Consider the following 22,531-nt stretch of genomic DNA (forward strand, 5'->3'; position numbering starts at 1 on the left):
AACGGTTTTCTTTGTAGCATACTTTTTGAACCAGAGCCAGATTTTTAAATCCACAAAAATCAAACAGCATTAAGGCAGTCAAGGTGTAAATCAGTATGTCAATAATGATAAGGGCAAATATTTGTGGGTCTCTTAGGTCAATAAATTTTGACAAAATTATCAATGCAATAATATTGACAATCACACATATCAAAAATACCAACGCCCAAACCGCCTTTTGTGCCTTTACCATGATAAGTATCAGATAGGATAACATCATGCCAAAGAACAACCCAAACACCACACCGCCCATCATAAGACCAACATATAGCCCAAGCGACACCAACAGCACTGAGCCAACGGCGGTTGATGCCAATGCACCGACATTGTTATTGGGCGTGGTGTTGTCAAGTGGAGTAGTGTCAGGCGTAGTGTTGTTAGGATTTTGCAACTTGTCCAATCCTCTGCCCCATTACCACCGTCTTACCATGTACAAACTCATCGCCCCATGCGGTATTTGCCGATTTGGGTAGCACGATAATGGCGGTAGAACCTAGATAAAACCGCCCGAGCTCATCGCCTTTTTTGAACGTGATGTCATGCTTGCGGTGCTGAATGTAGGGCGTGCGTTTGATTGCCCCTGTCGCCACAGACTCAATCCCCGCCACAATCATCGCCCCAACCAGCACCACGCACGCACGCCCAAAAGCGGTATCAAATTCGCACACCAACCGCTCGTTACGGGCGAACAGGTCAGGCACGTTCTCGGCGGTGGTGTTATTGACCGAAAACAGCGTACCGGGGACGTAACGTGTGGCAAGCAGCGTACCGTCAAAGGGCATATGCACACGGTGGTAGTTGGTGGGGGCAAGATAAATCGTGGCAAATGAACCGTCCACAAACGCTTTACCCAGCTCAAAATCCGCCAAAAGTTGCCCCACGTCATAATCTCGCCCCTTGGCTTGGAGAAGTTGCCCGTTTGTGATTGCTCCGATTTGGCTGATTTTACCGTCAGCGGGGCAGGCAATGCCGTCTGCCGTCTCGTCAATCGGACGCATTCCACTCTTTAATTCACGGGTAAAAAAGTCGTTGAAACTGTCATAGTCATCCAAATTGCCACGCTCATATTCTGCCAAATCAATGTTATAGACTTTGGCAAAAGTATGGACAAAGGCTTTTTTGATGTAAGGATTTTGACTTTTGGCAAGGTAGCCTGCCACTTCTGATAGGGTTTGCTGTGGGGCAAGATTTTGGGCTAGGGTAAATAGGTTCATGATTTTTCCAAAATAAAAACGGGTTTGGGCTATTTTAACCGATGTTTGCTATAATAACCGTTATATTTTGCTAAATTTTATGTCAAACACTCAACCGATCCCATGACTGCCAAAGAACGCCTATTTCATGCCGTACTGTTTAAGATTGGGGCGATTGGGCTGACGGTGGCTGTTTTTGCCCTGTTTGGCGACAACCATAGCCATGCCCACGCCACAGGTTTGGCGGTGGTAATCTCGGTGCTGGCGATGGTGTGAAACATGGTGTTTAATTTTTTTGTTTGACAAAGTGGTAACGGGCGAACGCCTTTACCGCTTGCTTGGCACTCGCCTTGTTCATATGGGCTTGTTTGAAGGTGGGCTGTTTTGGCAACCGTGCCGATGATTGCCTACGCCCTAGATGTCTTGCTGTGGATGGCGTTTGTTATGGATATTGGCGTGGTGGCGGTGATTGGGGTATACACGCTACTTTTTAATTGGGGGTATGATTGGGTGCGGTATAAGATACGGGCAGAGTAATTTTTAAAATGGTTAAAATTTGGCATCTTTCCATTAAAATAATTTTTGCAATAATATGGGCGTGTAGGGGCAATCTATTCGCCCAAAAATCATAATTTGCACTAGAATAAATTTTAGCAAAAAAAATAAATCACCCCAACACCCCATTTAAACCCAACCCAAAGGAAAAACCCATGAAAGCCCTAATCCAACGAGTCCAATCCGCCCATGTCAGTGTGGACGGTCAAATCATCGGACAAATCCAATCAGGCGTGCTTGCCTATATCGGCATTGGCAAAGATGATGATTTTGATAAAGCGTGCAGACTGGTGGATAAAATCATCGCCTACCGCATTTTTGAAGATGGCAACGGCAAAATGGGCAAATCAGTGTCCGATGTGGGCGGTGGCTTGCTACTGGTGTCGCAATTTACCCTAATGGCAAAAACCGACAAGGGTCGCCGTCCCGACTTCGCCCCTGCCATGCCCCCAGATGACGCAAGGGCATTGTTTGATAAGTTGGTAAATTATGCCAAACAAGTCTATCCCGAGGTTGCCACAGGCGAATTTGGGGCGAATATGGCAGTCGTGGCGGTCAATGACGGCCCGATTAATTTTTTGCTTGACGTGTGATTTTTATAATTTACCATTAAAATTGTTATGATAAAATGGGCGTGTCAGATCAAAGAGCATTCGCCCAACATCAAGGTTTTTTAAAAGGGCAAATGTGATTTGCCCTACAAACCCCTTTAAAACATCATCAGCCCCTTATTTTGCTCGCCCCACATCGCCCATCAGGTTATCAGGCAACGGCAAAATCTCCCCAATCTCTACTACATGCTCAGGCGAGCCGATGACGAGTGCGTCAAAGCCGTCATCATGCACCACGCCATTGACGATTTGCACTTTGCCGACCTTGTCGCCGTCTTGGACAGGCTTAGGCAGTCGCACACGGTGTAAGTAGGCTTTTGGACTTGCCTTAAAGTAGAGCCGTGCGATAATCTCCTGTCCTAGATAGCACCCCTTATCATAATCCACGCCCCCACGCTGGTGCAGGCGTAACTCTTGGGGTTGGAACAGCCCCGCTGTGGCTTGGGTTATCCACACATTGCCCGTCTCAATGCTCGCTTTCGCCCACGTCCCAAAGTCGGTAAGGCTGTCATCATTATCAAAAGTCGGCACGCCATTTGCCACGATAGGATAAATGGGCGTGGGGGCGGACTGGCTAAATTTAGAAAATGCCCCGTATTTTTTGATATGGGCGGTAAGATTATCCATGCAGTCCACCGACGTGATGAGTACAAAGGTCTCATCATCGGTGCGAGATACCCACAACCCAAAGGCAACACGCCCTTTTAGGTCGCTAATGGCACAGGGCAAAAAATCATGGGTGAGTTTATCAACATTGACAGTTAATTGACCTTGTAAAAATTTGGCGGTATCTTTGCCGTTTAGGGTGATTTGTGAAAATTGGCTCATGGTACTCTCGGTTGTTATTTATCATTTGTCATTTTCATTTCAATAAGGAGGCTTGGCTTTATTTTCAAGCCAAAATGTATCAAAAATGATATAATGCTTTTATTTTAGGTAAAAATTTATGACTTATCCTGCTTGCCCCAAATGCGATGAAACCTACACCTATGCCGATGGCGACCTGCTCATCTGCCCCATGTGTACCCACGAGTGGTCAGCCGATGGCGACACGGACGACACGCCCGTCATCAAGGATGCGGTGGGTAATGTGTTAAATGATGGCGACAGCGTAACGGTCATCAAGGACTTGAAGGTCAAAGGCTCGTCCACACCTATCAAGGTCGGCACCAAAGTCAAATCCATTCGCCTGATTCATGATGCCCCTGATGACCATGACATTGATTGCAAGATTGACGGCTTTGGGGCAATGAAACTAAAATCCAGCGTGGTTAAAAAGGCGTGATGAAAGGATAAAAAGGGCGAGAATATGCCCTTTTTTGATGGTTAAAAAACCGCCAATTTCTTGACGGTTTTTATTGGTTTATTCCCACTCAATCGTGGCAGGCGGTTTGCTACTGACATCATAGACAACACGAGAGACATCGGCAATCTCATTCATGATACGCGTTGAGATTTTATCCACAAGCTCATAGGGCAAATGGGCAAAACGAGCGGTCATAAAGTCCACCGTCTCCACCGCACGCAGAGAAATCACCCACGCATAACGGCGTGCGTCCCCCACCACGCCCACCGATTTGACAGGGCAAAACACAGCAAAGGCTTGGGCGGTCTTGTCATACCAGCCAGACGCACGAAGTTCTTGCATAAAAATATCGTCCGCCACTCGCAAAATGTCAGCATATTCTTTTTTAATCTCGCCCAAAATCCGCACGCCAAGACCCGGGCCGGGGAAAGGGTGTCTGTAAATCATCTCATGGGGCAAGCCAAGCGTTGTGCCAAGTTTACGCACTTCATCTTTGAACAAATCACGCAGTGGCTCAACGAGTTCAAAGTGCAAATCATCAGGCAGACCACCGACATTGTGGTGCGATTTGATGACGTGAGCCTTGCCGTTTTTGGTTTTGGCAGACTCGATGACATCAGGGTAAATCGTGCCTTGCGCCAAAAACTTCACGCCGTCCAATTTGCGAGCTTCTTCGGAGAATACTTCAATAAACTCTCGTCCGATGATTTTGCGTTTAACCTCTGGGTCAGTCGCTCCAGCGAGTGCGTCCAAAAAGCGATTCTCAGCGTCTGCCCGAATCACCCGAATGCCCATGTTATCGGCAAACATTTTCATGACTTGGTCGCCTTCGTTTAGGCGAAGTAGCCCATTATCCACAAACACGCAGGTTAATTGGTCGCCAATGGCTTTGTGAAGTAGTGCCGCCACCACCGAGCTGTCCACACCGCCTGATAAGCCAAGTAACACCTGCTCATCGCCAATTTGCTCTTTTAACTGTGCCACACGCATTTCAATGATGTTCTGGGGGTTCCACAGATTGCCACAACCACAAATACCATGCACGAAGTTGCTAATCACTTCCACGCCTTTGGCGGTGTGGGTTACTTCTGGATGAAACTGCACGCCATAGAGCTGACGGCTTTCATCGCTGGCGGACGCAAAGGCACAGCTTGGCGTGCTTGATGTTGCGGTAAAGCCGTCTGGCAGGCTTGCCACTTTGTCGCCATGGCTCATCCACACTTGGATTTGGGCGTTATCGTCTTTTAAGCCGTTTAGTAGTTTGTCGTCCACCGCTACGTCAATTTGGGCGTAGCCAAACTCCTTGACCGCCCCTGCCACTACCGAACCACCAAGCTGGGCGGACATGGTTTGAAAGCCGTAACAAATACCAAGCACAGGCACGCCAAGCTCAAAGACGATTTGGGGCGCTCGTGGCGAGCCTGCTTCGTACACGCTTTCAGGCCCGCCTGATAGGATAATGCCTTTGGGGTTAAAGGCTTTGATGTCGTCATCGCTCATGTCAAAGGGGTGCATCTCAGAGTACACACCTGCTTCACGCACACGGCGAGCGATGAGCTGGCTGTATTGCGAGCCAAAATCTAGGATTAGGATACGGTCGGAAGTGATGTTGGTCATGGATATTCCTACAGGTCAAATGATAAAGGTGCTATTATACCAAAACTAAACCGACAAAATCGCCACTTCTTTGACATAACTTTCAAAATCCGCCACGCTCTCCGCCAAAAGTTCATCATCGCCCAAGTGCTTGGCGTATTCTATCCACAAAAGTAGCTGATAAATACTGTTGTATTCTGCCTTTTTAAATTGCCTTACAAACTGCTTTATTGTACCCTCATCGCTTAGGGTTAAACGGTTAAACCACGTCTCAATCTTGGTGCATTGTTCGGGTGTAAACACAATCTCAAACAACGCCCCCGTCAAAACATGGCGGTCTTCTTCAATGATGAGCCTACCCACCCGTTTGATTTGGCGGTTTTTGGCGGCGTGACTGTCAATCTCGGTCAAATGCTTTAATTCGTCCAAAAAATACTCACTCACTGGCAAATTGGCAAGTTGTTTTTTGGAGAGTTTGGCAAGCGGTTCGGACAATTCTTGTAAACGTTCGTGGGCTTTTTTGATTTCGGTGCGAGACACTCTCATGTCTTGTTTTGACCAGTCGATATTCATAGATTTCTCTTTTTAAATTTAATATTAGATAGTAGTCCAAAAAGTATGCTGAACTAGGTTTTCCGTTCGCCCTGAGCCTGCCTGCGGGTAGGAAAACCGTTATGGTTCGACAAGCTCACCACGAACGGTTTTCTTTGTAGCATACTTTTTGAACCAGAGCCTAATATTAAAATATGTTTTGTAAAAAGTTGGGATAAATCACTATTTTTTAATAACAGGGCGAATAAATTTCCCCTACATTTGCAAATTTTAAAATATTTTTATCTAAAATATACAAATTTTTAATATAAATCAATTCAATTTATTCGTCAATTCATACGTTATTTTTAACATTACCAATACCGTTTTTCACGGTGTTTGACAATAATAGGCATATTATCAGGCAACTGATTTTTTAATAACTCGCCCACCTTTTGGGTAATATATACAGAGCGGTGTTTACCCCCTGTACAGCCAATGGCGACCATTACTGAATAACGGTTATTATTTAAAAAATTAGGGAGCCATTTTATCAAAAACTTGCCAATATCGTCCGCCATAGTATCCACCTCTGGATAATTGGCAAAAAAGTCTTTTACGTCATCATCAAGCCCTGTTTGCGGACGCAAGTTTTCTTGCCAATGCGGATTGGGCAATATCCGCACATCAAAAACAAAATCAGCGTCAATGGGCGTGCCATGTTTAAACCCAAAGGACAACACATTGACCGACACCACATTATCCACACCGATATGTTGGCGGACTTTTTCTTTGAGTTCGTGAATATTGAGCGTGCTGGTGTCAATCTTAATATCGGCATTGGTTGCAATCGGCTTTAACAGTTCAATCTCTTGGGCTAGGGCGTTGGGCAAGTTATTGGCGATTGGCATGAGTGGGTGAACTCGCCGTGTCGCCCCAAAACGTGCCACCAGTACGCTCTCTTGGGCGGTAACGTATAGGATTTTGACCGCTTCATGGTACTTGTCGGTCAAGCTCTGATATACGCTTTCAAAGGCGGATAGGTCGGCTTTTGGCGTTCTGACATCAATGCCCAACGCCACTTTTTTGACATCATTGCCAATCAAATTACCCACCGCCTGCCCCACAAGCGACAAGGGCAGATTGTCAATGACATAAAAACCAAAATCTTCTAAAATATTTAGAACAGACGTTTTGCCAGAGCCTGACCGTCCTGATACGATGATGATTTGGGTGTTTGACATTTATTTTCCTTATAATAATTTAAACAGATTTCTTAAAAACTCCGCATTTAAAGAAAACCGTTCGTGGTGAGCTTGTCGAACCATGAAAAGGTTTTCTTTCACCCTTCGACTTAGCTCAGGGCGAACGGAAAACCAGTTTTACAGGAAATCCGATAAATCAATTTCTATATTATCCAAAAGCCGTGCCTTACCAACATATACCGCTGTTAATACCACCAATTTTTTATCGGTATCTTTAACAGGCTCTAATTTATCATTATAAAGCTCCAAATAATCCACGTTTAATCCCATGTTGGTTAATTCATCGTGGTATTTTTGGATAATGGTTGGATAATTATTTATATCCGATTTTATCACATCAGCTTTAATCTTTTGCAAGGTTTTTTGGATAATGGGGGCGGTAGTTAATTCATCATCATTTAAATAACCATTTCGTGATGACAATGCCAAACCGTCTTTATTACGGACAATCTCGCCACCGATGATTTTTATACCAAAATTTAGCTCGTCATTGAGCCTACGGATAATCGCTAATTGCTGATAATCTTTTTTGCCAAACACCGCCACATCAGGACGGACGATATTAAAGAGCTTGCCCACCACCAAGCCCACGCCGTCAAAATGCGTGGGGCGAGATTTGCCACATAGCATCTTACTAATCTCGCCAGAGAGCACCTGCACATGGGGCGGATAAGTCGGATACATCTCATCAATACTCGGGGCGAATACCATGTCCGCTTGTACACTTTGCAATTTTTCGCAATCAGCGTCCAGCGTGCGGGGATAGCTGTCAAAATCTTCGTCTGCCCCAAACTGCGTGGGATTGACAAAAATACTCACCACGACAATATCGGCATGGGCTTTGGCGATATTGACAAGCGATAAATGCCCGTCATGCAAATTCCCCATGGTCGGCACAAAACCAATGGTTTTGCCGCCTTTGCGGCGCTTGTTTAGGGCGGTTTGTAAGTCGTTGATATGATGAAAGATTTTCATTATTTATCCGTCATTAGTGAAAAGTATGCTCAACACTAGGGAAAGTTTTGTTTTTGACCGCTTGATGAAAATAAACAAACGCCCCCAAAATATCGCCTGTCTCGTTGCCGTCATCTTTTAAAAAGTCTTTGACAAATTTGGCTACCTTTTGGGTATAAACGCCAAGCATGTCATGCATAACCAACACTTGCCCGTCCGTGTCCACGCCCGCCCCAATGCCGATGACAGGCACGGCAAACCGCTCGGTAACGGCTTTGGCAAGTTTGGCAGGCACGCATTCTAGCACAATCATGCTCGCCCCTACGTTTACCAAAACTTCACAGTCTCTTAATAATTTGTCGGCTTGTGTGTCCGTTTTGCCCTGCACCTTATAACCGCCAAGCACATTGACCGATTGGGGCGTTAATCCCAAATGCGCGCACACAGGCACGCCATTATCCGTCAAGACCTTGACCGTGTCGGCAAGCTCGCTACCACCTTCAATCTTAACCATGTTCGCCCCTGCTTGCATAACCGCACGGCTACTTGCAATCGCATCAGGCAACGTAGCATAGCTCATAAAGGGTAAGTCGGTCATAATCAAGGCGTGGCGGTTGGCACGGACAACATTAGCGGTGTGATACACCATGTCGGCAACGGTAACAGGCAACGTGGACGCCTGCCCCTGCACCACCATACCCAGACTGTCACCCACCAAAATCACGTCAATGCCCGCCTGTGCCATAAGATAAGCAAAACTGGCATCATAGCAGGTCAGGCAAGAGAATTTTTCGCCTTGCTTTTTGTATTTGGCAAGCGTGGATAGGGTTATGGGGGCGGCGTGGGTTAGGTAGGTCATTCATCTTCCTAATTCATTGTGTAAAAACAGTTTGATAAACAACATTTTTGCCAATCATGGTACCATGTTTATTGGCTCTGGTTCAAAAAGTATGCTACAAAGAAAACCGTTCGTGGTGAGCTTGGGAAACCTAACGGTTTTCCTACCCGCAGGCAGGCTCAGGGCGAACGGAAAACCTAGTTCAGCATACTTTTTGGACTAATATCTGTTTATTTAGTTTGAATTATTTGCCAATTTGGTTAATCCATCCATCTCATGAGCCAATGCCAAATCACAGATAGCCTGCCCATTTATCGTCAATTTATCATTTAACTCCAAAAGTGGCACCAGCACAAAATTTCGCTCAAAAATCCCACCGTGTGGCACGGTTAATCTGTCATTATGGATAACTTCATCGCCATAGAGCAAAATATCCACATCAAGAGACCGCTCGCCCCACCGCCGTAACCGCACACGCCCTGCCCCCTGCTCTAAGTCTTGACAAAAATCAAGTAGACTCATGGCATCAAGGCCTGTCTTGGCGGACAACACCGCATTGACAAAATCAGGCTGGTCGGTAACGCCAAACGGCTTGGATACATATAAAGACGACAGCACCACATCACAAAACCGCTCATCAGCATCAAGCGTATCACGCACCGCCAAAATGTGGCTGGTCGGGTCGCCAAGCTCGTTGGCGATATTGCCACCTAGTCCCAGATAGATTTGTACCTTATCAGTCATCGTGTTTGGCTCGTGGCTTGGCATTGGATTTTTTGCGTTTTTTGGGTTTTGGCGTGTCCGTATCTTGGGCGGTTTCTTGTGGCTCTGCTTTTTGTCTTGTCCGCTGTCGTCCTGTTGTTTGGCGTTTACTCGCCTGCGTTTTGGGCTTGGCAGAGCTTGGCACAGATGGTCGTAAGTCACTCTCGGTCAGCCCCTGCTCACGCTCTTTGATAGAGAGTGTTGATGACGGCTGACGTTTGCGATAACGCACCGATGGAATATAAGGCTCGTCATTGTCCAGCAGTTTGGCAAAATCACTCTCGCTGTACGTGCGACGCTCAAAGGTCGGCACATCCACCTGCCGTGCTCTTGGTGTGGGGCGAGTACTCTTGGGTGTGTTGGCATTATCCACCACCAGTAGCGGTTGTGGCACATCATCCGCCTTGTCATCATCACGCCCTGAGAGCTGTTGTAGTTGTAGAAGTTCGGCATCTTTGTCAATATCAATGCCTGTATCTACCCCACGTCGTCTGCGAGTGCGAGTCACACCACCCCCCAATGCACTTAGCATTTGGCTTTGACTGGTCGCATCGACCGCCAAATAACGTTGCCACCACACCCCCATGCCATTGGTCGGCTCAGACAGCGGACTGTCATCATGACTCTCACGCATGATAAGAAAATCAAGCCCCGCCCGAAATTTACCCTGCGAGCTTAGCCTGTCCACGTCTTTGGGTTTGGGGCTGACGAGCTTGGGTTGCATGAACCAAATATCACTGATAAAATCTTCGGCAAATTTAGGAATGGCGGTCTTGATACGCTGAGCATCAAACACCTTGCGAGACGCTTTTATTTGGGCTTCGTGAAAGGGCAGACCTTTTTTCTTAAACTTTGCCAAAGCATGCAAATAATTCTCCCACAACAGCACCGCATAAAAAAACGCAGGGTTGGCGGTTTTGCCTGACGCAATCCGCTCATCGGTGTTTTTGGCAACTTGCAGGGCAAGGCGAGTGGGCTTGGGCTGAGCGTAGGTCATCAAACTGCTCATCGCCCCGTATTGATACAGCAGGGGTAACAGCGGAGCCAGATAACCGCCCGTGAACATCTTTTGGGTCTCATCATAAAGCCGATGAGCCGAGACCTGCTCCAAAAGCGTCCAGCTTGTGTCATTAAACTGTTTGGCTAGGACTTTGTCAAATTCAAAGCCCAGTTTTGCCTTAAACCGCAAGGCACGAAGCAAGCGAACAGGGTCTTCTTCCACACGCACTTTGGCATCACCAAGCAGGCGTAATGTGCCGTTTTTGATGTCATCAACCGCCCCACAAAAATCGAGCACTTCACCCTTAATCGGCTGATAATACAAGGCGTTAATGGAAAAATCACGACGGGCAAAATCCTGCTCTATCGTCCCCCACACATTATCACGGGTAATCATGCCGTCATCGGTGGTGTGCGTGTCGTCCTTAGGCGGAGCCCGAAAGGTCGCCACTTCAATAAGTTCACGCCCCGAATAGACGTGAGCGAGCTGAAACCGCTTGCCAATGATGCGGCAACACCCGCCAAAAATCGCCTTAATCTCATGGGGGCGAGCGTTGGTTACGGCATCAAAATCCTTAGGAGTAAGCCCCAAAAGACTATCACGCACGCCACCGCCCACGATATAGGCGTCAAAACCTGCCTTGTTAAGCGTGCTAATGACTTCCACGATACTGTGCGGTAAAGTGCGTTTGTCAAGCCCCAATTTCTGTGCCGACAGCACGGTCGCTGATGATTTGGGGGTTTTGTGTTTGGTTGGTTTTTTTTGCATAAGGTGTTTAGACTGCTTTTTTGATGTTTGGTCAATGGCGTGCTTTGCCATTGGTTTGTCTGTTTGGCGGTGTTTGGGCTGTTTAGACCGCTTGACTTTTTTTGGTTTTCTTGGTTTTTTTGGAGCTAGCATGGGACTGCCCGAGTTTTGCATCCGCTTTTATCTTTGCCATGACTTGTGTCACTCATTTTTTACTGGGGCGTGTTAAATTTTGATAACATTTATTTGAATTTATGAAAATTTACACTTTTAAATTGTTTTTACATGAAAATGGCTATCCCACCACTTGCATTTAAAAGATTAAAAGATAGGTAAAATCTTGCATATTTACCTAATTACACCCAACCAACTTGATATTTACCACAGGTTTGTAGGGGTGTACTGAACACACTCTTTGATGGTATTACTGTACAAGGCATGCTCAGCATGCCCCTACATCTACAAATCATTATGTTTGTAATAATTTTAAAGTTTATTGGTTATAAGCGGTCGGATTGTTTTTCATAATAAAAACTTGCTTGATAGAATGACCATCAAACACCCTTTAACAACCACCCATCATAAGCTTCATTGTACCTTGTTTTTGCCAAAAAAGCTAATGCACCGTGAGTCTGTGACGGTTTTTTTCTAAGGTTTTGACCCCAATGCCCTTAACCTTTGTCAAATCGTCCACACGCTCAAATCGCCCAAATCCCTCACGATAATCCACAATCGCCTGAGCGGTCTTTGCCCCCACGCCATTTAAGGTTGCAAGCTCGCCTGCTGTGGCGGTGTTGATGTTGATGCGTTCACTCACGGCTTGGGCGTGAGCCTGTTGTGCCAGCAGGGCTTGGTGGGCAAGTTTTGGGTCGCCATAGCATTGGTTGGCGGATGCTGAGGAGATGGTCAGCACCATCATTAAAAACCACAATCTCACCACCAACATCATTAGTGTTTAGCCTCAAAGTATTGTTTCGCCCCCAAATAGGCAGCCGCTAAGCCTGGCGCACACCAATCTTTATAGTAGCATTTCACCCATTCATGTAGCTCCTCAATATTCTTCCATGTAATAATTTCAGGAGAAACATCTTCATACTCCCAATTTAATATTCCATTTAAATCTCCATCAATATAAAGAGGCAGAATAATTTCAGGTCTATAATTCAAAGCATCAATAACCATAAATGCACCACCATTATCTTTAGAATTACGTAGTTCTAGCATGGCATCTAAACTTGGTCGTTTATATTTTTTATGACCAAACCCCTGCCAAATATTCTCCCAATTATCAATGATAGTTTCTGCAGCACAATCAATCACGTTAAAATCCACTCCAATCTCTGAAGGGCAACCATCATCCATGAAACAGTCTAAATAATAACGAAAAGCGGTGGAATCACGTATTAACTTGTCGCTTAATAATGTCTCCTCTAAAAGCTCTTTGGTTGCAATCGATTTAAAATGAGAGAATTCTAAAGCTTTATTTTTACTCTCACCCCAGTACTCTAGCATTCCTGCAGGGCAAACGTGCTTTTTTCCCGCTCCTGTTGCTTTTTGTTGCGATCCTTTGGCACATAATAACTGCAAACCTCCGCATTCTAGTATTTTAAATGTTGGCAAAGAAAATCCTAGACCGGCATTATATTGAGAAAAATCTCCAGTCATAACTTGATTCATTCTGTTTGCCCATGTTTTTACAACTCTCAAAAGTTGTTGATTCTCTTTATCTTGTTGTTGCGACTTTTGATAGTAGGATTTCAGACGTGAGCTGAGATAATCAGCAGAATCCAAAATATCAAAATAACGGCAGTTGGCAAGCTTTAATTCTCCTGTTTGTTGATTTTTCTCCAAAAGCCGATAAATAAATCCATTGTATAATTTAGCATTTAATAACTTCTTTTGCTCCAGTAAAGAATCTTTATACCCATGTCTAACTACATCTGTCTACCTCTCAATCTTTATAGGAAAAATAATATTAGGGTTATTGGGCATAATAAATGGCAAAACCACATCATCAACACGATAAAGATTTTTAGCTTCGTCTGGACATTTTTTCAACAAATACTCAAACAATTCAAAATAGTCGGCACTCATTTCAAGTTGGTGCAATTCATTCATATCTGATAACGCCTGATAAATATTGGTTAAATATTGGTTATTTTTCATGATATTATCAATGTGTCGACTACAATATTGACTGGCAACCTCTTCAGAAATTTTTTTAACATCAAATGCAAAAATTGTCTTTGTGGAGTTTTTATGCAGACCCTTCTTAAATATGTCTTGCTTGATATTAGGAATATTTAAGCCAGATGATTCAACAAATTTATCAGCAATAGCGCCACGATGATTTGTTAGGTAATCCACATCATCTGGGACATCCAACGCCCTTTTCAATGTCCTTCTTATGATGATTTTATTTGGATGATTGATGTAGTACATCAATAGCTGATGCTCATTATGCTTTAAAGTCTGCTCATTACCCATGCCGTCTTTTAGTGTTCGTGGAATATATTTTAAGACCTTATCAGCACTATGATAAATCCACAAAAACTCATGACCACCAACAGTATCCAGTTTTAAAAAGTACATCACAAAGAACTCCTAATTATCGCATAATTACCCAAAAAGACTAGGTGAAATCAGCAAATTTTCCACCTAGTTCACTCCTAATTAAACATTGTAAAATTATTTTACAATGTTTAATTAGGAGCTTATCATGAAGAAAGTGATCGCCTTACTAGCATCTTTTATTGTAGCACTGTTGGGATATGTCATGCAAGATCATTGGGCAAGACAAAGTCTACAAAAGCACCTGATAGAACATCGATATAGTGAGGTTTTTGTGAATGGCAAGGGGCAAATTATCGCTTCTGACCCCAGAATCACTCCACAAAATATTGAACGCTATCGACTCCCGCTAGCGTATGAGGTGTACGATAAACAACTGGTTAGATACATGATGACGGTTGAAGGTTATGGCATTCTTGCTAAAACTAAAGGGCTTATTAAAGGCGCATTAAGCATGATTGGCGTGGGTCATTATGGTGGTGGGAGTACGCTCGATGTTAGTTCGGCCGGCTCGATGTTGAGCCAAAGAGTGGCGCAACCTGACTTTATTGGAAGGGTTTTTAATCGAGGAAAAGAGATGGCTTTGGCTAGAGTCATTAATGAGTTGGATGAAGCTCAAAGAGATGTCATTATGCTAAATGAGGTTTGTATGTACAATAACGTTACTGGGTGCACACTTGTGGCCAGTGCCCTTTGGGGGCGACCTGCTAAAACCGCCAAAGAGAGAATCATTCTCATTAGCTCAATTAGGTACCCAATTACCGAAGACAATGCTGAGCGTTTAGTTGACTATTCAACGGTTCAATGCAACAGGCTAAGAAAAGTTTATGATGAAATCGCCCAAAACGACTGTTATTTTACGTCAAGCGACTTCAAAACCAAAGCCACGGTCAAATACCCAAGTGTGCTACATCAGCATTTGATGGGGGCAAATCATTTATCATTAGATAACAAGTTGTTTGCGATAGAGCAAATGTCAAAAATTAAAAATGCAGATGTCGAAATATCATTAAAAGATGCTACTACAGGCGAGTTGGTGTTATTGATATCAAACAGCTCGAAAATAATGCAAAATGGTGGCTTCGATGAAACATACAATATCGCCTCTGTCGCCAAGCTCATAACGCTATTGGATATCCAAGCACACTATCCACAAGGTATGGTACAAGCCATGGCTAAATCAAATAATGATGCCATCTTAAAACTTGCACATCAATCAACCAGTGGTCTAAGTCTTGAACGATACATGATGCAAGCAGGTATTACCTTTAATTATAGCGACCTATTGGTTGATTCAGCCAAGGGACGCGTCAATGGCTCAAGCGATAACATTCATCATCTGCTTTCCACACTTATAGCTAACAAACCCAAGATGACCTCCATCAACCAGCAAGCCCTATCATCGGCAACATCAAAAGATGGCACACTTAGATATGTTCAACAGTTTGTCAAGAAAACAGATATTGACGTGGTTGTCGCAAAGTCGGGCACTGTGGCAGTCAGACAAAACTCTGGTGAAAAAGGTGTTTATGGCAACCTTGCTGTCTATGGCTTGAAAAGCCCCAACCAAAAAAATTACACTCTCGTGATTAGAGTGCATGCCAAAAACAATAAACCCATCTGCCAAGCCGAAGGGTGTGGTCATGCCAATATGATGAGATTAACCGATTTGGCATTTGGCCTTTTGCCAAAAGCTTAATTACAAACAAAAAGGAGTCACACATGAAATTCACCCCCAATCCTCACATGCTTAAAGTTGTCTGCATTGCCTCCTTGGTAAGCGTATTTTTAATGCTCGGCATCAATGCCATCATTTTTGGCAGGCTATATATTCATAATCCATTGTTAACATTTTCAATCTATGCAGGTGCTTTTATTTTAACCATATTATCGTTTTGGTTGTACGCCCAAAGACGCATTCAAATACTGGAGCATCTGGCATTTAAAGTGCTTATTATTATTATCGTCGAGCTTGGCTTGAGTATGAATTCTTATCAAAATATCATGAATAATCAAAATGCCACAAGCGAACGTTCTAAAATCAAGAACGAAATAGCACTGCTCGATACAGAGTTGGTTGCCACTATTAAATCACACAATAACCGTATTCATGACATACAACAAAATCTCAACCATATTGTTCTGAATACCTGCCAGGAATGGCAAAAAGACCGTGAATTAGGTAAGTTGGCGGGACTAAATTTGCTGACCATTGATATTAATGACCCGCCATCAAGCATACACGATATCAATATCAGTAATCTGGGTTTAGTCTGCTCAAAAGGAGCTGTGCAAACCAAAATTGATGACTTGAATCAATTTAAAAAGAGCGTCATCAACCTTAAAACCCAGAAAAATACATTAACCTTACAAGAAAGCAATATTCAAAATCAAAATTCACAAAGCCATTCCCAATCATTAAGGCTATTTATTAAGGATTATGGCTTAGAAATAATATTGTCTGCAGTATTCTTATTTTTTATACAGCACTTGCTATTAAACCCCGCAATAAAAAAAATACGCTATCAATCATCCAAGGATGATCCGGCATTCTCCAGAGATGAGCTACTATCGCTCTTGCTTACTCCAAATAAGCAATACGATATTCGCATTGCTCAAGAATATCAAAAAACCCACTTTCTGCTAAAACCATTTAAATCAAAACCTCTATCCAGTAGCGACTATTTAAGAAATAAATTATTTTTAAAAATCAACCAAAAAGACCATCAACATCTTATGGATTTATTGCATTGTAGCATTTATGATTTTAGCAATAAATGTCAGATCGCCAAAGACGAGGAGATACTTCAATTGGTTGAATTTGGTATTCTTGATGAAAATGAACTTCCTGAGGTGGTTATTTATAAGTTTGATCAAAGATTTTTTGGTCATTACTTATCCTTTAACACAAGATTAAAAGGCGGATAATTATGAAACATTTAAGTTGGCTGGAGGCATTTTTGGTTAGTGCATCAATGCTATTGCTGGCAATCGATTTATATGCGGTATATTCAGGAGATGATTCCTACGCCACCATTCATTACGCCATTCCTCTAATGCTTATATACGTACTGATTGAGGCCAGAAAATAAACGATAAAGCAAAACCTGTAAAATCCTGACAATATCATCCAATATTCAGGTTTTTACAGGTATGTTGATTCGCTCATGGTGCAACTTATCAGTCAATCATCGCGACCGACTCTCTCAAGCACCTTCATGGCTTTTGCCATGTCCCAATATTTATCCATCTCCGCCAAATCGCTCTGTTCAAAGGTTTTACCTTGTTCCATCAGCGACTTTTCCACAAAAGCAAATCGGCGTTTAAACTTGGCATTGGTATTTTGCAAAGCCATCTCGGCATCAATGTCTAAATGACGAGCAAGGTTAGTCAGCACAAACAGCACATCGCCAAGCTCGCCTGCGATTTTGTCTTTTTGGACTTCATCCAATTTATCTGTTTTATACTTAAACTCAGGCGTGGGTAATTCTGCTTTTAATTCGCTAAGCTCCTCTTGGAGCTTCTCCAACACACCGCCCAGATTATCCCAATCAAAACCAACCTTACCCGCCTGTTTTTGTAAGTTTTGGGCGGTCATCAGAGCCGTGCCTGCCTTGACATCGGATAATAGGCGTTTTGGGCGGTCTTGGTTTTCTATTTGCTTAATCTCATCCCAACGGCGTTTGACATCTTCGTCCGTTTTTAGATTTTCCTTGTCAAAGACATGGGGGTGTCTGCGGATGAGTTTCTCTTGTAAGGTATAAATCACGTCCGCCATATCAAACCGCCCTTGCTCGGCATACAGATGCGCATGAAAGACAATTTGCAAAAGCACATCGCCAAGCTCGCTTTTAATGTCATCGGTGGCAAGGGGGCTTTTGTCATCGCTTGCAATGGCTTCAATGAGTTCAAAAACTTCTTCGATGGCGTATTTTTGTAGGCTGTCGTTGGTTTGTTTTTTATCCCACGGGCAATCGGTGCGAAGGCGTGCCATGAGTGCCAACAGGTCAGAAAATTGGTTGGTTGGAGTCATGATTATTATCCAAAACAAACCCCATTATACTAGATAATGGGGTTTTCCACACCTATTTTAGGCGGGTTACTGAGCCAAATCTTCAAACAAGGCGGTGGACAAATAACGCTCGCCCGATGACGGAATGACCACCACGATGAGCTTGCCGGCATTCTCAGGACGGCTTGCCACTTGCAGGGCTGACCAGACTGCCGCCCCTGCACTGATGCCCACGAGCAGACCTTCTTTTTCTGCCATTTGACGAGCCGTGGCAAAGGCGGACTCGGTGGTAACCGTGATGACTTCATCATAAATCTTAGTATTTAAAATGCTCGGCACAAAACCAGGGGCAAGCCCTTGCAATTTATGAGCCCCCTTCTCACCACCGCTAAACACAGGCGAATCAGACGGCTCTACCGCCACGATTTCTACGCTGTCCTTTTTGGCTTTTAACACTTCGCCCACGCCTGTAATCGTACCGCCCGTGCCAATCCCTGCCACCACGATGTCCACTTGCCCGTCTGTGTCTCTCCAGATTTCTAGGGCGGTGGTTTCACGGTGGATTTTTGGGTTGGCTAGGTTGTCAAATTGGCGTGGCATAAAACAGCCGTCTTGACTGGCAAGCTCGTTCGCCTTGGCAATCGCCCCGCCCATACCCTCTGATGCAGGGGTTAATACAAGCTCTGCCCCATAGGCACGCAGCAGAGCACGGCGTTCTAAGCTCATGCTCTCAGGCATGGTGATGACAAGTTTATAACCCTTAGACGCACACACCATGGCAAGCCCAATGCCCGTGTTGCCCGATGTCGCTTCCACGATGGTGGTGTTTTTGTTGATAAGCCCGTCTTTTTCGGCTTCGTTTATCATGGATAGGGCAATGCGGTCTTTGACCGAGCTTGCGGGGTTAAAGTATTCTAGCTTTGCCACGACACGAGCGGGCAAACCTTCACTTAGGCGGTTTAATTCCACTAGGGGTGTGTTGCCGATAAGATCGGTGATGTTTTTGGCAATGTTCATAAAATTTCCCTTGTTAAAGGTTGTCGGTTTAAAATGATACACGGTTAGCATACCAAATTTTTATGAAAATTTATAGGCAAAAAATGTTAAGCCTTATTCTATTTTGGCATTTAAATAATTTCACAATATCCACGGCTAAATCATGATAAAATTAAGCTGTTCCATGTTCATATTTAGGATAATTTATGACCGCTTTTAACCCCATCACCATCTCCTGCTTTAAAGCCTATGACGTGCGTGGCGAACTTGATGTTAATTTGGACAATGCCATCGCCTACCGTATCGGACGAGCGTTCGCCCAATATCTTAATGACGGCAAAGAAAATCCCGTCATCGTGGTCGGCTCGGACATCCGTCCGTCTAGTGAGAGCCTAAAACAATCTGCCATTGACGGCATCACGGACGCAGGCGTGGATGTGATTGATTTAGGGATGGTTGGCACCGAAGAAGTCTATTTTGCCACAAGTCATTACAGTGCCATCGGTGGTATTGAGGTAACCGCTAGCCACAACCCCATCAATTACAATGGCTTAAAAATGGTGCGTGAAAACTCCCGCCCCATCAGTGGTGACACGGGGCTTGCCGACATTCGCACGATTGCTGAACGTGGCGAATTTGTGGTGGCAGACAAAGGTAGGGTTATCCTAAACGCCGACAAAACCGCTTATATTGATAAGCTCATGAGCTTTGTCAATACCACCAAATTTACCCCCAAAAAAATCGTGGTAAACAGTGGCAACGGTTCGGCAGGGCCTGTGGTTGATGAACTACAAAAACGTCTTGGTGATAACATTGAGCTTATCAAAGTTCATCACACCCCAGACAGCTCATTCCCCAACGGCATTCCCAACCCCATGATTATCGCCAACCAAAAAGCGACATCGGAGGCGGTTATCGCTCATGGGGCGGATTTTGGCGTGGCGTTTGATGGCGATTTTGACCGCTGTTTTTTGTTTGATGAACATGGGCGATTTATCGAAGGCTCATACATCGTGGGCATGCTTGCCGAAGTGTTTTTGAAAAAACATCAAGGCGAGAGCATCGTCTATGACCCCCGAGTGATTTATAACACCGAGAACGTCATCGCCCAAAATGGTGGTACACCTGCCATCAGTAAATCAGGACATTCGTTCATCAAGCAAGTCATGCGTGAGACGGGGGCGATTTATGGTGGGGAGATGTCGGCTCATCATTATTTTCGTGATTTTGCCTATTGTGATAGCGGTATGATTGTGTGGCTACTGGTGATTGAGCTTCTGTCAGTAACGGGCAAAACCCTATCCGAGCTGGTAAACGGCTATATCAATGATTTCCCCAGTTCGGGTGAGCTAAATTTTCGCTCAGGGCAAAAAACCGGCAGCGAAATCAGCGAGCTGTTAGAGCAAAAATACCACGCATTAAACCCTGCCAAAAACACCCTAGACGGATTAAGCCTAGATTTTGGCAGTTGGCGGTTTAATCTACGTTCATCCAACACCGAGCCACTCATTCGCCTAAATATCGAAACCAAAGGCGACAAGGCATTATTACAAGCCAAAACCGATGAAATTTTGGCACTACTGGCAGAGTGTGGGGCAGTGAGTGCTGACCATTAAGCTTCAAGCCAAAAAGAGCTGATAAAAAACAGGGTAGTGATTGCTACCCTGTTTTTTTGAACATGGTTGAATATTTGGGAATCAAGAATCAGTTCAATAGACAAAAAGAAAACAACATTCCATTCTTCCTGCTTTTTAGCTTAATTGATTTATCCATAAAACCAACTGTATTGACATATCTTGGATAGCCAGTACCATTATAACCATTTGCCTTTGTCTTAATTTTTGGTATGATGGGATAAATAGGTATGTTCGACATCTCCATCTCGACACTCACATCATCAACTACTTTAATAAAGTCAAATTTGCTGACTAGGTAGTCTACCATGGCGGAGGTCATGTCAAACTGAGGGTCTTCTTTAAGGTAGTTTGAAACCTCACCTAATTTAAAACCTTACTTTCTATTTTCTGCCAACATATATCCAGCTCTTGCTAATAACGCATGATAAAAAATATCTTTCATAGAACTACTCATAAAAAAACTCCTGTTATCTTAAAAATGAAAGTTGAGAACGATTATACGCTGATTTTAGTGGGTTGTAAATAGGGATTTTTCGGGGGTTAATATGTACTCTTCATAGAAAGTATTAACAACATTTCCCGTTCCTCGTTTGCCATGATGATTAGAGCCCCACACCCACAACTCACCATTATTTAGAACTACTGAAGTTAGATACAACTCACTTGGTTTAACATTTTGCATAATACGAATAGGATGATGTATATAAACGCGAGAGCGTGAAGTGACACTATCACCAAACCCTTGTTCACCCCATATATACAAATCACCATTACTGGCAACAGCAGAACCTTCACCTATATTAATGATTTGGTTTAATTGTGGGTGTTTGATTGGCTTTGTTATTCTATTACTGGCTGATGATTTTATGCCAATTCTTACAGGATTTGCCCCCCAAACCCAAACTTCACCTGTTTCAAGCAACACCCCAACATCTGAACCTGTCACAAAAAATCAACCGCTTTGTGTGGCAGTTCTACCTTATTGGCAGGATAAAAGGCGATTTCATCATGGTCATGACGCTCCACAACTTCACGCCCTAGTCCTTGCCAATCAACTCCTGTGGTATAAATCTCACCTTGGCTATTGAGTGCTACCGAGACATTGCCTAATGACCCAAACCGAACAATGTTGGTAAGATTGGGAATTTTAGTGGGAACTTTGTTGGGTTGATTAACACCATTTGTCCAGCCTTTTTCATTTTCACTAATAGTATAAACTTCACCTTGTTTGGTTAAAAAGAAAGAATCACCAATGCCTGCCACCACATCCACCACCTCCCCCACGCCTTCCATTTTTCTAGGTTCATCAATAAAATTACTGTCATCATTGGGGTCTACATAGCCATCATAATTACTTCCCCACCCCCATACACTACCATCTTTTTTAAGCATGAGTATGTGTCCAATACCACCAGAGACAGCAACCACATCAGTTATGCCTTCTATCTTAGTGGGTGTGGGGTCTTGTCCTGTTTTGGTTTTTCTAAGCAGATAATCTGTTCCCCAAGTCCATAATGTGCCATCGTCTTTTATACCAACGGCGGTTGTGGCAGTCATCGCCACTTTCTTGGGTTCTATGATAATCTCTAAGGGTTGTTCTAATGGCGTATCAGGCATATTTGCCTTAGGGTATTTATCATTACAAGCAGTCAAGGCAACAGATAGACATAAAAAAGAGCGGATAAGGCTCTGGTGGGGAGGGTTTGATAAAACACATCTTTCATAGAATTACTCATAACTAACCCTTGTTACCTTAAAAAATGAAAATTGAGAATGATTATATGCTGATTTTAGTAGGTTGTAAATAGAGATTTTTGCAAAACTAAAACGATATTCTCATCTGACCATCACCCTTTCTTTGATACTTCCCTCATTGCCAGTTTTACCATCATAATCCTCCTAACACCCCACATCATCA

25 protein-coding genes are annotated in these 22,531 nt (G+C 43.8%); 8 read left to right on the top strand and 17 right to left on the bottom strand.

All coding sequences use genetic code 11. The features are described from left to right. Positions 1 to 430 (bottom strand): hypothetical protein (locus B0182_RS09615; RefSeq protein ID WP_158079681.1); only part of this gene is annotated, 430 nt, incomplete at its 3' end. After that, positions 417 to 1,253, bottom strand: coding sequence for an archaetidylserine decarboxylase (gene asd, locus B0182_RS09620; RefSeq protein WP_078274734.1), 837 nt, complete (start codon positions 1,251 to 1,253; stop codon positions 417 to 419). The genes B0182_RS09615 and asd, both read right to left, overlap by 14 nt. A gap of 102 nt (positions 1,254 to 1,355) precedes the next feature. Between asd and B0182_RS14620 the strand changes: the two genes are divergently transcribed. The 3 genes from B0182_RS14620 (at position 1,356) to dtd (ending at position 2,380) form a co-directional block, all read left to right on the top strand. Next, positions 1,356 to 1,508 (top strand): chlorhexidine efflux transporter, encoded by a 153-nt coding sequence (locus B0182_RS14620; protein ID WP_211271639.1) that lies wholly within the window; start codon positions 1,356 to 1,358, stop codon positions 1,506 to 1,508. Positions 1,509 to 1,625: 117 nt separating this feature from the next. Then, the gene (locus B0182_RS14625) at positions 1,626 to 1,769 is read left to right on the top strand and encodes a chlorhexidine efflux transporter (RefSeq protein ID WP_244893673.1); all 144 of its coding nucleotides are present in this window, start codon (positions 1,626 to 1,628) and stop codon (positions 1,767 to 1,769) included. Positions 1,770 to 1,942: 173 nt separating this feature from the next. Further along, positions 1,943 to 2,380 carry a D-aminoacyl-tRNA deacylase gene (gene dtd, locus B0182_RS09630; RefSeq protein ID WP_078274735.1) on the top strand — a complete coding sequence of 146 codons (438 nt, stop codon included), beginning with the start codon at positions 1,943 to 1,945 and terminating at the stop codon, positions 2,378 to 2,380. 135 nt (positions 2,381 to 2,515) lie between these two features. Here the strand turns inward: dtd and ygfZ are convergent, their stop codons facing one another. Then, positions 2,516 to 3,226, bottom strand: coding sequence for a CAF17-like 4Fe-4S cluster assembly/insertion protein YgfZ (gene ygfZ / locus B0182_RS09635; protein ID WP_078274736.1), 711 nt, complete (start codon positions 3,224 to 3,226; stop codon positions 2,516 to 2,518). Positions 3,227 to 3,344: 118 nt separating this feature from the next. On the opposite strand from ygfZ, the gene B0182_RS09640 reads away from it, so the two are divergent. Further along, positions 3,345 to 3,683 (top strand): zinc ribbon domain-containing protein YjdM, encoded by a 339-nt coding sequence (locus B0182_RS09640; RefSeq protein ID WP_078274737.1) that lies wholly within the window; start codon positions 3,345 to 3,347, stop codon positions 3,681 to 3,683. Between the two features lie 78 nt (positions 3,684 to 3,761). Here the strand turns inward: B0182_RS09640 and guaA are convergent, their stop codons facing one another. The 10 genes from guaA to B0182_RS09690 form a co-directional block, all read right to left on the bottom strand. Further along, entirely contained in the window at positions 3,762 to 5,321 is a 1,560-nt protein-coding gene (gene guaA, locus B0182_RS09645; RefSeq protein ID WP_078274738.1) for a glutamine-hydrolyzing GMP synthase, read from the bottom strand. Positions 5,322 to 5,366: 45 nt separating this feature from the next. Continuing rightward, the gene (yjgA, locus tag B0182_RS09650; protein ID WP_078274739.1) at positions 5,367 to 5,873 is read right to left on the bottom strand and encodes a ribosome biogenesis factor YjgA; all 507 of its coding nucleotides are present in this window, start codon (positions 5,871 to 5,873) and stop codon (positions 5,367 to 5,369) included. Between the two features lie 332 nt (positions 5,874 to 6,205). Then, positions 6,206 to 7,075 carry an RNase adapter RapZ gene (rapZ, locus tag B0182_RS09655; protein WP_078274740.1) on the bottom strand — a complete coding sequence of 290 codons (870 nt, stop codon included), beginning with the start codon at positions 7,073 to 7,075 and terminating at the stop codon, positions 6,206 to 6,208. A gap of 138 nt (positions 7,076 to 7,213) precedes the next feature. Beyond that, entirely contained in the window at positions 7,214 to 8,071 is an 858-nt protein-coding gene (panC, locus tag B0182_RS09660; RefSeq protein WP_078274741.1) for a pantoate--beta-alanine ligase, read from the bottom strand. 13 nt (positions 8,072 to 8,084) lie between these two features. Further along, complete coding sequence (panB, locus tag B0182_RS09665) at positions 8,085 to 8,909, bottom strand: 3-methyl-2-oxobutanoate hydroxymethyltransferase (protein WP_078274742.1); 825 nt, start codon at positions 8,907 to 8,909, stop codon at positions 8,085 to 8,087. A 213-nt stretch (positions 8,910 to 9,122) separates the two neighbouring features. Then, positions 9,123 to 9,656, bottom strand: a complete 534-nt coding sequence (gene folK / locus B0182_RS09670) for a 2-amino-4-hydroxy-6-hydroxymethyldihydropteridine diphosphokinase (RefSeq protein WP_078274743.1) — start codon at positions 9,654 to 9,656, stop codon at positions 9,123 to 9,125. Next, positions 9,625 to 11,418, bottom strand: a complete 1,794-nt coding sequence (gene pcnB, locus B0182_RS09675; RefSeq protein ID WP_078274756.1) for a polynucleotide adenylyltransferase PcnB — start codon at positions 11,416 to 11,418, stop codon at positions 9,625 to 9,627. Before pcnB ends, folK begins: the two co-directional genes overlap by 32 nt. A 595-nt stretch (positions 11,419 to 12,013) precedes the next feature. Next, the gene (locus B0182_RS09680; RefSeq protein WP_228157737.1) at positions 12,014 to 12,328 is read right to left on the bottom strand and encodes a ComEA family DNA-binding protein; all 315 of its coding nucleotides are present in this window, start codon (positions 12,326 to 12,328) and stop codon (positions 12,014 to 12,016) included. A gap of 17 nt (positions 12,329 to 12,345) precedes the next feature. Continuing rightward, positions 12,346 to 13,248, bottom strand: coding sequence for a hypothetical protein (locus B0182_RS09685; protein ID WP_078274745.1), 903 nt, complete (start codon positions 13,246 to 13,248; stop codon positions 12,346 to 12,348). A gap of 93 nt (positions 13,249 to 13,341) precedes the next feature. Further along, the gene (locus B0182_RS09690; RefSeq protein ID WP_143821707.1) at positions 13,342 to 13,992 is read right to left on the bottom strand and encodes a hypothetical protein; all 651 of its coding nucleotides are present in this window, start codon (positions 13,990 to 13,992) and stop codon (positions 13,342 to 13,344) included. Between the two features lie 124 nt (positions 13,993 to 14,116). Here B0182_RS09690 and B0182_RS09695 point away from each other — a divergent pair, with 124 nt between their 5' ends. Genes B0182_RS09695 through B0182_RS14375 form a run of 3 tightly spaced genes read left to right on the top strand, consistent with a single transcriptional unit; the run spans position 14,117 to position 17,060 of the window. Further along, complete coding sequence (locus B0182_RS09695) at positions 14,117 to 15,667, top strand: hypothetical protein (protein WP_078274747.1); 1,551 nt, start codon at positions 14,117 to 14,119, stop codon at positions 15,665 to 15,667. 23 nt (positions 15,668 to 15,690) lie between these two features. Then, positions 15,691 to 16,896 (top strand): hypothetical protein, encoded by a 1,206-nt coding sequence (locus B0182_RS09700; RefSeq protein WP_078274748.1) that lies wholly within the window; start codon positions 15,691 to 15,693, stop codon positions 16,894 to 16,896. A 2-nt stretch (positions 16,897 to 16,898) separates the two neighbouring features. After that, positions 16,899 to 17,060 (top strand): hypothetical protein, encoded by a 162-nt coding sequence (locus B0182_RS14375; protein ID WP_158079682.1) that lies wholly within the window; start codon positions 16,899 to 16,901, stop codon positions 17,058 to 17,060. A 92-nt stretch (positions 17,061 to 17,152) separates the two neighbouring features. Here B0182_RS14375 and mazG read toward each other — a convergent pair whose 3' ends face one another. Next, the gene (gene mazG, locus B0182_RS09705) at positions 17,153 to 18,001 is read right to left on the bottom strand and encodes a nucleoside triphosphate pyrophosphohydrolase (RefSeq protein ID WP_078274749.1); all 849 of its coding nucleotides are present in this window, start codon (positions 17,999 to 18,001) and stop codon (positions 17,153 to 17,155) included. Positions 18,002 to 18,067: 66 nt separating this feature from the next. After that, a complete protein-coding gene (cysK, locus tag B0182_RS09710) occupies positions 18,068 to 18,997 on the bottom strand; it encodes a cysteine synthase A (protein ID WP_078274750.1) in 930 nt (309 codons plus the stop codon). A 185-nt stretch (positions 18,998 to 19,182) separates the two neighbouring features. Between cysK and B0182_RS09715 the strand changes: the two genes are divergently transcribed. After that, positions 19,183 to 20,592: a phosphohexomutase domain-containing protein gene (locus tag B0182_RS09715; protein WP_078274751.1), complete on the top strand. Its 1,410-nt coding sequence runs from the start codon at positions 19,183 to 19,185 to the stop codon at positions 20,590 to 20,592. A 529-nt stretch (positions 20,593 to 21,121) separates the two neighbouring features. On the opposite strand, the gene B0182_RS09725 is transcribed toward B0182_RS09715, so the two are convergent. Next, positions 21,122 to 21,559 (bottom strand): RCC1 domain-containing protein, encoded by a 438-nt coding sequence (locus B0182_RS09725; RefSeq protein WP_078274753.1) that lies wholly within the window; start codon positions 21,557 to 21,559, stop codon positions 21,122 to 21,124. Beyond that, complete coding sequence (locus B0182_RS09730; protein WP_143821708.1) at positions 21,556 to 22,266, bottom strand: RCC1 domain-containing protein; 711 nt, start codon at positions 22,264 to 22,266, stop codon at positions 21,556 to 21,558. Before B0182_RS09730 ends, B0182_RS09725 begins: the two co-directional genes overlap by 4 nt. Positions 22,267 to 22,531: the final 265 nt, after the last annotated feature.

The organism is Moraxella bovis (genome assembly GCF_002014975.1).
GTDB classification, from domain to species: domain Bacteria; phylum Pseudomonadota; class Gammaproteobacteria; order Pseudomonadales; family Moraxellaceae; genus Moraxella; species Moraxella bovis.